Source organism: Gammaproteobacteria bacterium, from assembly GCA_035546635.1.
GTDB lineage: Bacteria > Pseudomonadota > Gammaproteobacteria > JAURND01 > JAURND01 > DASZWJ01.
On the sequence record DASZWJ010000013.1, the window covers coordinates 32,734 to 44,814 of the forward strand.

At 44.3% G+C, this 12,081-nt stretch carries 9 protein-coding genes and 1 pseudogene; 2 read left to right on the forward strand and 8 right to left on the reverse strand.

Annotated features, from left to right (window positions below):
* The first annotated feature begins 82 nt into the window (after nucleotides 1-82).
* Nucleotides 83-619: a hypothetical protein gene (locus tag VHE99_02270; protein HVV67850.1), complete on the forward strand. Its 537-nt coding sequence runs from the start codon at nucleotides 83-85 to the stop codon at nucleotides 617-619.
* A gap of 127 nt (nucleotides 620-746) precedes the next feature.
* Here VHE99_02270 and aroD read toward each other — a convergent pair whose 3' ends face one another.
* The 5 genes from aroD to trpR all read right to left on the reverse strand — a co-directional run bounded on the left by aroD (nucleotide 747) and on the right by trpR (nucleotide 5,853).
* Nucleotides 747-2,207, reverse strand: coding sequence for a type I 3-dehydroquinate dehydratase (gene aroD, locus VHE99_02275; protein HVV67851.1), 1,461 nt, complete (start codon nucleotides 2,205-2,207; stop codon nucleotides 747-749).
* Between the two features lie 158 nt (nucleotides 2,208-2,365).
* Nucleotides 2,366-3,391 (reverse strand): 3-deoxy-7-phosphoheptulonate synthase, encoded by a 1,026-nt coding sequence (gene aroF, locus VHE99_02280; protein HVV67852.1) that lies wholly within the window; start codon nucleotides 3,389-3,391, stop codon nucleotides 2,366-2,368.
* Between the two features lie 57 nt (nucleotides 3,392-3,448).
* Nucleotides 3,449-4,015, reverse strand: coding sequence for an aminodeoxychorismate/anthranilate synthase component II (locus VHE99_02285; protein ID HVV67853.1), 567 nt, complete (start codon nucleotides 4,013-4,015; stop codon nucleotides 3,449-3,451).
* Nucleotides 4,012-5,493: an anthranilate synthase component I family protein gene (locus tag VHE99_02290; GenBank protein HVV67854.1), complete on the reverse strand. Its 1,482-nt coding sequence runs from the start codon at nucleotides 5,491-5,493 to the stop codon at nucleotides 4,012-4,014. The genes VHE99_02285 and VHE99_02290 overlap by 4 nt, the downstream gene beginning before the upstream one ends.
* Nucleotides 5,494-5,514: 21 nt before the next feature.
* Nucleotides 5,515-5,853, reverse strand: coding sequence for a trp operon repressor (gene trpR / locus VHE99_02295; protein HVV67855.1), 339 nt, complete (start codon nucleotides 5,851-5,853; stop codon nucleotides 5,515-5,517).
* A gap of 141 nt (nucleotides 5,854-5,994) precedes the next feature.
* On the opposite strand from trpR, the pseudogene VHE99_02300 reads away from it, so the two are divergent.
* Nucleotides 5,995-6,468: pseudogene (locus VHE99_02300) on the forward strand (DUF4143 domain-containing protein).
* A 192-nt stretch (nucleotides 6,469-6,660) separates the two neighbouring features.
* Here VHE99_02300 and pnp read toward each other — a convergent pair.
* From pnp to VHE99_02315, 3 genes are all read right to left on the reverse strand, one after another.
* Nucleotides 6,661-8,760, reverse strand: a complete 2,100-nt coding sequence (gene pnp, locus VHE99_02305) for a polyribonucleotide nucleotidyltransferase (GenBank protein HVV67856.1) — start codon at nucleotides 8,758-8,760, stop codon at nucleotides 6,661-6,663.
* Nucleotides 8,761-8,793: 33 nt separating this feature from the next.
* Nucleotides 8,794-9,063: a 30S ribosomal protein S15 gene (rpsO, locus tag VHE99_02310; protein ID HVV67857.1), complete on the reverse strand. Its 270-nt coding sequence runs from the start codon at nucleotides 9,061-9,063 to the stop codon at nucleotides 8,794-8,796.
* Nucleotides 9,064-9,225: 162 nt separating this feature from the next.
* A complete protein-coding gene (locus VHE99_02315; GenBank protein ID HVV67858.1) occupies nucleotides 9,226-12,054 on the reverse strand; it encodes a hypothetical protein in 2,829 nt (942 codons plus the stop codon).
* Between the last annotated feature and the right edge of the window lie 27 nt (nucleotides 12,055-12,081).

A 12,081-nucleotide genomic window follows, 5' to 3' on the forward strand; every position in this document is an offset into this window, starting at 1 on the left:
AAACTTGCAAATCTAGTTAAATAAATTATAAAATAGCAATATTAAGAGTATATTAACGCTGACCGTGCTTCCTGGAACTTTAATGCCAAATTCTATTGATCTCTCCTCCTTTGAAAACTTTCTATCATTAATAAACCCCTTAATAAATCCCGACCCCCCAAAAAGGATTCCCACCCCGGCAGAGAGAAAAGCTGCCCTACCTAAAGAAGAGGAATACGAAATTTACGGTTTTTTTCAAAGCAAAAATAAGGAATTAAGCTTTACCAATCGTCGCACAGGCGAGAAAATGACGGTCACCGCGGATAATTATCAAGACATATACCAAACCATGACGAAGCACCATGTTTATCTGGAATTGCGAAATCCCTCCTTCAAATATCTATCGTCCAAAAAATTGATGGCAGAAGCCATAAAAAACACTAGTCAATTAATTACAGACAACTCAACCCTACTACAAGATTTAGCTGATATCAGTGCTGAGTACTCACTGACTGGAACTGATATACATCATGCACTGACTCAACTCGGGGTTTTTAAAGCTGAAACAAAACCCATAGCAGAATCAAAAACACCACCGATTGCAACTACAGATTCTCTTTTTTCTAAACAATCTAATTAGTCGCTAACACGAAACTCAAAAAATGCATGTCGTCTCGGCACGGATGCTAGAAGGAAGTACAGCATGACGCGAAACTCTCACATCCTTGTGAGCTGGATCCCGGCATCCATGCCGGGACGACGCATTATCAGACAAACCAAATCTGCAACTGCTGCAGCGCTTGCTCATTAAAAAATTTATCTCCAGAAATACATTCCCATCCAGCATGATCCGCCATTTCTAAAAATGGCGTAATCGAGGCCTGGTTCAAATCCTTGGAGAAACTGTAGACAATATCCATAGCTACATGGAGTTGGGAATTTTGAGGTTTGGGGATGACCCAGTTCTCACATTGCTCTGCATAAGCAGCGCCGGGCAAGGTATTGATGACGGCGGTGAAAGGAAACTCAGTTAAGGTAAATAAGGCGGCAAAAGATAGGCAATCTCCCCCATGCTCACGATTGAAATCCTGAGCACGCTGTAATGTGCGATTACATAAGGTCACCTGCGCCCCTTCAGACAACAAAGCAAAGGCTATGGCTTTGGCTGAACCACCAGCACCGAGGATTAATATATTTTGACCATGCAAGCGACCTAGTTTAGCGTGCAAAAGCACTGCACCCGCTCGGCTATCGGTATTAAAAGCGTAATATAAATTTCCTTGTCTTTTAATGGTATTGATGATGCCAATTGCTTTAGCATCATCTGCTAGCCTATCGACAAAAGGCACAATGGTTTCTTTATGCGGCATGGTGATGCTGAAACCTGCAAATGGCAATTGTCGTAATAACTGCATAGCCTGATGCAGCACAGCCGCATCGACTCTTAATTTGACATACACTGCATTTTGTTCTAAGCGTGGAAACGCTGCATTATGAAATATATGACCGCGGCTGTGCACTACCGGATCACCCAATAAAGCATAAATAGCTGTATCGCGATTCAGTGTTTGCACGCGGTAAATTGTGGTTAACTCTTCCAAAGTTAATTGCCCGGGAGCAGCCGTGTTTTCGGTATCAATACTACCATAACTAAACTCACTACCAACGACAGGCGCCAATATGCGGCTAACCTGGCCATATTCTCCCATGGCCATGCCGATAACACGGTGTTTTTGGGCTTTGGTGCGCAAAAAGATCAAAAAACGTAGGGTGTCGCAGATGTTATTGGCGTACACCGCCATTTTATATAACGAAAATGCTGGGTGATAAACCCGCTCGAACAAGGGCTCTAAATCCTCTGGCGTTTCTTTAAAATCATGATAAGAGCGTATTAATTGGATGCTGGGATATTGAGCATGTAAGGTCAAAGCCCAATCGAGATCGACATCGAATTCTAAATCTAAATATTCTGGTGACAGTGTGGCTAATTGGTTGATGAGAGATAACCGTTCTTCTTCGCTGCCCTTGAAATGACCACCCTGGGAGGGTTTACGCAAGGTGAAAATGATTGGCACAGTGACTTCATGGCGCAGTTGTGCCACTTCCTGCAAGTTGAGGGTCTGCCAATAATCAAGGCGTAGCTCAATGATATCGGCAACGGGTGCGGCTATTTTGATTTGCTTTTGTGCTGAGGATAAATCTTCAGCGATGATACTGGCGACTCGCATGTGTGGTTTCCTGGGTTTTGTGTGCTCTGCTTTTTCCCTTGCCCATCTGTGATCGAAGGGAATCCCCTCTCTGGCGGGGTGGGGGAAAGCACCTTGACTTTACCCCTTCTCCCCTTGTGGGAGAAGGGAAAAAGTCAAGGCTGTAAGAGGAAAAACACTTACTTCACAATCTGCTTATCCACTGCCTGCGCCACCTTACGCAATGTCTGCATCATCTCAGTAAACTGCGGCAAAGTCAGCGATTGCGGACCATCAGAGAGGGCTTTATCCGGGTCAGGATGAATTTCTATAATAACGCCATCAGCACCTGCTGCAACAGCAGCTCGCGCTAATGCTGGCACAAACTGGCGTATACCCACACCATGACTAGGATCAATAATCACCGGCAAATGACTGAGCGCCTGTAATACCGGAACAGCGGCTATATCTAGCGTATTGCGAGTATAATTTTCAAAGGTGCGAATTCCCCGCTCGCATAACATCACTTGCGCATTGCCGGCGCTTAAAATATATTCTGCCGCCAGCAAAAATTCATTATAAGTGGCTGCCTGACCGCGTTTTAACAAGACTGGCTTACCGGCTTTTGCAACGGCTTTGAGTAAGTTAAAATTCTGCATATTGCGAGCACCAATCTGCAGGATATCAATGTAGGATGCGACCAAGTCAATTTGTTCTAGACTCATGACTTCGGTAATGGTTAATAAGTTATGTTTTCGCGCTGCGGCTTGCATATATTGCAATCCTTGTTCACCTAAACCTTGAAATTCATAAGGTGACGTGCGAGGTTTAAATGCACCACCACGCAACACGGCGCCACCTGCACGCGCAACTTCAGCCGCTGTGGTTTCGATTTGTTCGAAAGACTCTATGGAACAAGGACCCGCCATAACGGTTACTTGATTTTCGGCGCCAATGATTTTATCGCCAATACGAATCAATGTGCGCTGTTTTTTTGCCGTGCTGCTCACCAGTTTGTATTTTTGCGCAAATGGCAAAACAGCTTCTATGCCTGGTAAACTTTTGAATTGTTCCGCGCGTACCTGGTTATTCTCACCATGGACCACTGCGAGCGCATAGCGTCCTTCATCATGAGAGGGTACAGCCTGCAAACCCATCCAGGCGAGCCTGCGTGTCAGGTGTTCGATTTCTACGGGGGTGATGTCGGGTTTGAGTAGTAGTAACATAAAATCTTCTCGTGGGTTGTTAGTCACTGTCATCCTTCGCTGCGCTCAGGATGACGACTACGTCGTCAACTTCACAAATTCCTGCAGCAACACATTCCCCTCTGGCGTTAAAACCGATTCAGGATGGAACTGCACTCCGAAAGTTGGGTGATAAGCATGACGCATTCCCATAATCAACCCGTCTGCAGTTTCTGCTTCTACCAGTAATTCTGCTGGCAGATTCTCACGTGACACGACTAAGGAATGATAACGTGCCGCCATAAACGGCAACGGCATTTGTTGATAAAGATGCTGACGATAATGAAACACCGCCGCCGCTTTGCCATGCACGATTTCCTCAGCACCAATTACTTGACCACCCAAAGCAATGGCCAAGGCCTGATGCCCCAAGCAAACACCTAAAATAGGTATCTGGCCGCTGAATCTCTGAATCAATGCCACACAAATACCGGCATCTTCTGGGCGACCAGGTCCAGGTGACAGCACAATGCCTGTCGGCTGCATCAAAGTAATTTCTTCAAGCGTAATCTTATCATTGCGAAACACTGAAACTTTTTCAAAAGATGCCAGCGCTTGATACAAATTTTGCGTAAAGCTATCGTAATTATCTATTAATAAAATCATGATAATACGCCTCCTTCCGCTAATGCCACTGCGCGCATCACGCCCCTAGCTTTGTGTCTTGTTTCTTCTGCTTCTTTAATCGGATCTGAGTCATAGACCAATCCCGCTCCGGCACGCACGGTAATGACACCCTCTTTAATCACACCACTACGTATCATAATGCAACTATCCATATTGCCAAGTGCATCGAATTTGCAGACGGCGCCACCATAGAAATGACGTTTAGAGGCTTCCAATTCATCGATAATTTCCATGGCTCGGATTTTCGGCGCACCGCTTAAAGTACCGGCTGGAAAAGCGGCTTTTAAGACATCGAATGCATCAAAGTCTTGCGCCAGCTGTCCTCTGACATAACTGACCAAGTGCACCACATGCGTTAAACGCAATGCGGTCATTAAATCACTCACTTTGACCGTACCTGGGATGCAAACACCGCCAATATCATTTCTACCCAGATCTACGAGCATCATGTGTTCAGCACACTCTTTATCATCATCACGCAGACGTTGGGCGATGATTTCAGTGGCTTCCTCCGTTACACTCGCAGTTCCCGCAATGGGCGCAATGGTGACCTTTCCGTCTTGCACACTGACTAATTTTTCCGGCGACGCACCAAACACCGTAAAATGTGGAGCGGTAAAATAAAACATATAAGAGGTAGGATTACTATGACGCAAGATGCGGTAAATATTCATGGGTGGGGTTTTCAGCGGCTTGCTAAAGCTGCGAGATAACACAATTTGAAACGCATCGCCGGCGCGGATATATTTTTTGGCAGCCATAACCTGGTGTTCATAGGCAGCATCATCGCAGTCAGTCGTAAATAATCTTTCTTCCGCTCGAATATCCAAGGAATGTGTAGTCAAAGACACCGAAGGCGAGGATTGCTTGAGTTGCATAATAATATTCTCAAGCTCTGCATTTGCTTGATCGTAGGCTGCCTCTGGTGTCGAATCAACTTGCGCAATAATAGCTATCAGCAATTTATTGGAATCATGATCGAACACAAAATTAATTCGGTAAAAATGAAATAGAATATCGGGTAGGTTCTCATCATCTGCATGACAATCAGGGATATTTTCAAAATAGCGCACGGCATCATAGGCAAAAAAACCCATCATATGGCCTGCGAGTTTGGCTTTGGTATCACTGACACAATGAAAACGTTGTTGAAATTCACGTAATAATTCGAGAGGTGCATGTTGATGGGATTCTATTTGCTTGCCAAAAGTAATTTGGGTCGTGCCGTTTTTAGTGGCAAATGTGGCGTAAGGATGGTAGCCGATAAAAGAAAATGAACCGCTTTCACGAAACTTTAAACCTGACTCTAATAGCATAGCGTGAGAGTTTTCTGGCACCAAAGATTCAAATACGGCGATTGGGGTGAAGGTATCAGCTAATACTTCGCGATGTACGGCGATATATTTTTTTTGCTGTGCCAGTTGTAAAAATTGAGATTTGGTTAGGGAGTAGAACATGGTAGCTCTTGATTTAGTTATTTATTTTACTGTCATCCTTCGCTTGCGCTCAGGATGACAGGTATTGTGATGATAGCCATTAAGATTATCTCGCAAATATTCTAATAATTTTGCTGGCATGCGCTTTAATTCATTTGAACCACGGGTAATTTTAGCAATACTGACTTGCAGATTTTCCGCTATCTCACGTTGTGTATGTCGCTTTTGTAATAATGCCTGAACTATTAAACACCGCATCGCCAGATTGTCTTTTTCTTCAGGAGTTAACAATAGATCAAGTAACGAAGAAAGTTCTTTTGGATTTTCCAAACCCAAGCATAAATCCAAAAATGTTTGCCAACCTGCTTTTGGTTTAATCATATCCCGCCTCGCTGCATTCTTGTAATGTTACATAAGTACAATATGATTGTCAAAAATTTTTAGGCAGAGAAAAGTCAAACAGGTCAATTAGTCAATTATACCAATTTAGCAAATAAGGCGCAGGTATCAGTAGATACTGTCAAACGTTGGATTAATACTTTAACTTCTTTTTATTACTGCTTTGTCATTAAGCCCTGGTCAACAAATGTGACACGTTCTTTGATTAAAGAACCTAAAATTTATCTTTGGGATTGGTCTGATGTACTAGACAAAGGGCAACGTAATGAAAATTTTGTTGCAGCACATTTATTAAAAGCTATTCATTTATGGACTGATCTTGGTCTGGATATTTATGGTCTGTATTTTTTAAGAGATAAGGAAAAAAATGAGGTCGATTTTTTAGTAACTAGGGATGAAAAACCTTGGTTCTTGGTGGAAGTGAAAAGCAATGATGGGGCGCACCTTAATCCTAGTTTAGCTAAATTTCAGACCCAGATCGGTGCCACCCATGCATTTCAAGTCAGCATAGAAATGGATTACATCGAAACTGACTGTTTTTCTTATCATCATCCCATTATTGTTCCGGCTAGGACTTTATTATCGCAATTAGTTTAGGAGCTAAAATAACCGGCAACTTATGTAATGAGGCTTAAACTAAAAAGTAATTATTCACATTCCTTACGAAAGACTCCTTCTCCCTTTGTGGGGCAAGGGTATGCACACATCTTTCATAAGCTTCCAAGCTAAGGATTAGTGCATACCCTAGATTTGTGGGGGGGGTAACCCCTACAAAGAAAAAAGGAAATATTACACTTCAATCAGAGTATCCACCTCTTTCATACTTAAGCGGATGCGGCCTTGCTTGTCGATTTCCAGTACTTTTACTCGCACGACCTGACCTTCTTGCAGTTTATCCTGCACATTGGCCACACGCTCATGGCAGATTTGGGAAATATGCACTAGACCTTGTTTATTAGAAGTAATTGCAACAAACGCGCCAAAATCCATGATTTTGACTACGGTTCCATCATAGATAGAGCCTATTTCCACTTCAGCAACAATATCATTCACACGACGGCGGGCTTCTTCAGCGGCATTGCTGTCTACGGCAGCAATTTTAACTACGCCGTCATCGGTGATATCGATGGTGGTGCCGGTGGATTCGGTAATATCACGGATAGTTGCACCGCCTTTGCCGATAACCTCCCGTATCTTATCGGGATTAATCTTAAAGGTCGTGATGCGCGGAGCAAAGCTTGAAATTTGCTCACGTGGCGTATTAATGGACTGATTCATGATACTTAGAATATGTAAGCGGCCATCACGCGCTTGGATTAAAGCCTGACGCATAATTTCAGTGGTAATGCCTTCAATCTTAATATCCATTTGTAAGGCGGTGATCCCAGCCTCAGTGCCGGCGACTTTAAAATCCATATCTCCCAGGTGATCTTCATCACCTAAAATGTCGCTGATGACAGCAAAAGCATCACCTTCCTTGATTAAACCCATAGCGATACCTGCAACCGGTGCTTTGATGGGTATGCCAGCGTCCATTAACGCCAAGCTACCACCGCAGACACTCGCCATAGAACTTGAACCATTCGATTCAGTGATTTCAGAGACGATGCGGATCACATAAGGGAACTCTTCCATCGTCGGCATCACGGCTTGCAGGGCACGTTTAGCTAAGCGGCCATGGCCAATTTCACGGCGCTTGGGTGAACCCATCATGCCGGTTTCGCCTACTGAATAAGGCGGGAAATTGTAGTGCAGCATAAACGGTTCTTTACGCTCACCGCCCAGTTCATCAACAATCTGCACATCGCGTCCAGTGCCTAAAGTGGCAACGACAATCGCCTGGGTTTCGCCGCGGGTAAATAGCGCTGAACCATGGGTGCGTGGTAATACGCCGGTGGCTACTTGAATGGGGCGTATAGTTTTGGTATCACGACCATCAATGCGGGGTTTGTGCTGCAAAATATTGTGGCGCACCACTTGTTCTTTCAGGTGCTCTAGGATTTTTTTCACTTCGTCGCTGCTGGGAGCTGACTCTTCGCCGGTGCATAAAGTGCTGACTACCTGAGCACTAATTTCACTTAAGCGGTTACGGCGGGTGGGTTTTTCGCGGATTTGGTAGGCTTCGCGAATTTGGGCTTCAGCCAATTGCGTGATTTGTTGTTCTAAATTCACATTATTGGCAGGAGGATTCCAAGGCCAAGGGGTTTTATTGCCGCCCTCTTTCACCATTTCTTTGATGGCTGCAATCGCTGCCTGCATTTGCTGATGACCGAAGACAACAGCACCGAGCATGACTTCTTCCGATAATTCTTTGGCTTCAGACTCTACCATGAGCACGGCGTGTTCAGTGCCTGAGACAACTAAATCTAGACTAGAAGTTGGCATCTGTTTAGGGCTAGGATTGAGGAGATAATTGCCATCTTTATAACCTACTCGCGCGGCACCAATGGGGCCATTAAATGGAATGCCGGATAGGGCTATGGCTGCCGATGCGCCGATGATAGCAGGAATATCGGTATCCACTTCAGGGTCTAACGACATCACTGTGGCGGTGATCTGCACTTCGTCAGTAAAATCCGCTGGGAATAAGGGACGTAACGGCCGATCGATGAGGCGTGAAATTAGGGTTTCTTTTTCGGTCGGGCGGCCTTCACGTTTAAAATATCCACCCGGGATTTTTCCGGCGGCGTAGGTACGTTCTTGATAATTAACGGTTAAGGGAAAAAAATCACGTGCTTCGCCTTCGGAAGGGACACCGACTACCGTGACTAATATGACAGTGTCACCCATGGTGACCATGACGGCGCTGGAAGCTTGACGAGCGACAACGCCCGTCTCTAAAGTGACCTGACGGTCACCGAATTGAAAGGTTTTTTTGACTGATGTCACAAATAAATCCTATGGTTTATAAAGAAATAATTATTAATAGCGAATGTTTAGCTGGCCAATCAAACTACGGTAGCGCTCAAGATCCTCACGCTTAAGATAATCCAGCAGTTTACGGCGCAGGCTGACCATGCGTAGCAAGCCACGGCGGGAATGATGGTCTTTTTTATGGTCTTTGAAATGACCGGTGAGTTTGTTGATGCGGTGAGTCAAAAGCGCAGTTTGTACTTCTGGGGAACCGGTGTCTCCGGCAAAACGCTGGTATTGTTCGATGATTTTAGCTTTTTCTTCAGGGGTCAATGACATGTTAATCTCCGCTTAGGGTTGATTTATAAATCCCAGCACCGCTGTCATGTGCAGAAACCGGGTCAGAAATATCCGAGAAGACATAGAGTACAATGCTATAAGGGAAATAGCAAAAGTAAAAGCATTACCTCGCAACTTACACGCATAATTTCTCCTGTAGTGCTAGCTCTCCCTTGAGGAAGAAGAAGACAGCGACATCCCTGTGTAAGCAGAACGACCATCATTCTCTTTATCACTCTTAGAATTTTTACTCATGGAAGTGGAGGCAGATGAACTCGAAATCACAGACGTAGAACGACTAGCCTGTGCTGGACTAATGGCTTTGGGGTCCCGTAGCGCAGGAGATGGTGATGCGCCAACGAAAAATTTGTTATCTGATGATGAATTAGATGTTTTTGATTGCGCCGTGCTGGACACCAAAGCAGAAGCCTGAGGCGGGAAAACTAATCCTTTCTCATTCCCTGTCTTTTTTAATACAGAAGACCGCGCCATCGATGAGGTTAGGCTCCTTGATGATGAGGGTACCACAGATGATGAAAGTGATGTTACCAAGGCAGCCGTGGACGATGAGCTTGAATTGTCTAGTGCCTTTGAAGATGACCCTTCATCATCTGGAAAACGAAATGATACCTGTTTTTTCTTTTTTTCATCACCTGAAGGCCAAAAAGCCCGCGCCAATTCTCCTCCAGTATCAAAGGAATAATCCTCTGGTATTTTTATCTGTTTTTTACGTTTTTTTGGCTCTTCTGAAGACTCAGCATCTTCTAGACCTCTTTTTGATTCTTTTGTAGGCACATCATCTTCGCTTGATTTTGATGGAAAGCTCAAGCTTTCTGAATAGCTCAGATCACTAGCTAATTGCACTAACGGAATGTCTTCTGGGTCGTACTCTTGGTTTTTAGCAATATTCCATCCTCTTGTTCCTTGCAAATTTTCAATTCCTCCCTGGTATCTGCTTCGTGGCGGTGGCTCCATCGGAATAAGCGAAGAATTTTGCGCGGGAAGCCTTAGGCTTGCTGGCACTGGCAATTGACCAGGCTGCTGCATAAATTCATTGATTCCCAGACGTTTATATTCAACTGAGGAACGCAGCCCGGGCTTACCGACGTAACACCTTCTTCTTAAGATATCAACTGCTTCGATTATAATCTTGGGAGCAAAATAACCTAATTCAGTGAGTGCCACCTGAACACGATCTACATATTGGGGATTCCAGATAATCAATGCGCCCCCAGATAAAGCAACTGCCGCATCTACCACCCATCTTACCTGGAGATCATCCGGCAAAAATCCCAATGCACCCAAAGGAACAGCAAAAATCCTTCGCAATTTGTCTTTCAACCACTCTGTCGTTCCACTTTTATGATCCGCTGCCACTGCATATCTATGACCATACATTATTTGCCGTTCCGGTGGCTGGAATCTGGAGTTTAATCGGGTCAATTGCAATTCATGGTCATAGATCGGCTGCATTGTTCCTGGAGCATGTATTTTATCCATATCATGATCTGTCAATTTAGCCATATGCTGATAGCTTCTAATATGATCCGCTGTCCTGGCGCGGCGTTGCAGCCATAAAGAGGCCATTGAAATAATAGGTGGTATAAGCCAAATTAAAGCGGCTATCAATTTATTTAAGCTTTGCTGACGATCTGTATCATCCTTCGCGGTATCTAAAATGGCAGTATCTAACCCCAATAGATTGGCTGCAAAACCAGCCTCGAACATCATCCCCACACCACTCCATACGAAATAAACTGCATTACGGAGTAGTGGGCATTGCGATAACCCACTGGGGCTGGTCGCGGGAAGATTCAGGTAATCTACTCCAAGCACCATAGCCTCGATGATTAATGATATATGGGTTACCTTTTGCTGGGTAATAGGTTGTCCGCCGATGATTTCATGTAAGGTCGCACCTATATCATCACGGACATTGTCTCCCGTAGTAATTCCCTCCGCATCCGCTAAACGTTCCCAGTCAAAGCTAGCTCCAACTTCGGAGTTTGGATTAATGACATCAAACATTAACTGAGCAAATTCGCGTAAATATTTCTGTCGTTGCTCAAATTCCTGTTTTACTTGAGGATGACATGTTTCATGGGGAATAACATGTATAGGTAAATCAGGATCATTAAGAATTGGTCTCACCTCTGCAAACTCTAGAAATAAACGCACTATGGGTGGCGTAGGCTCATCTAGGCTGAAAATCAGTGAATGCAGAAATGCACAGCCTGCAGAAAAAGCATGCTGCCTTAAAGGACTTGCCAACAATTGTAGCTGAGGCACAAAAAATCGTTGTGGACTGGCGAGTACTGCGGCATAACCTACGCCCAAAGATCCTGCAGCCGCAAGGAGGTAAGAAAGAAATGCACTGGTGGTCTTTGCGCAATTCTCCTCTGTTTTGGATACAGGCGGCCATTTAAAGCGTGGCTCAGTTGTTGAAGATGAAGTAGTTTTGGGTTTACTTTTATCCTCAGCGAAAATACCTATTTCATGCTCCAGCAGACCAGTGGTCAGTGAATTGCTATCATCTTCTGAATAATAAATTTCTTGTAAAAGTGCGTTAAATTCTTCAGCTACACTATTGCTTTTTTTCTCCTCTTTCTCCTTTTTTGGTTTCTTTTTGGTGTTTTTTCTTGGGGTATAATCTGCGCCTAGATTACCCTCAGAAGTGCCATAACCGATAGATTCCGCTTGATTTATTATAGGATCTTCCTCGGGGAGGGAGGGTCTTTGGGGCGCTACGGGTATTTTCTTAAATCTTCTTGTTAAGTTTTGAATCGGCGCCATCACATATGAGAGAAGGGAGCTTCTCTTAGTAGTTTTTTCATCTCCAGCAGGGGTACTTTCCTCCTGGGACTTCTTTGTTTTTCTAGGAGCAGCAGGTAGTGTACTCTCTTCTTGCTTTTTTTCTTTACGAGGCGTCGTAAAGTCTTCAGGATCTTTATCACGGCTGTTAGCATCTTTGTTTATATCATTTTCTTTCATAAGGATACTCCACTGCGCTTAATTTTT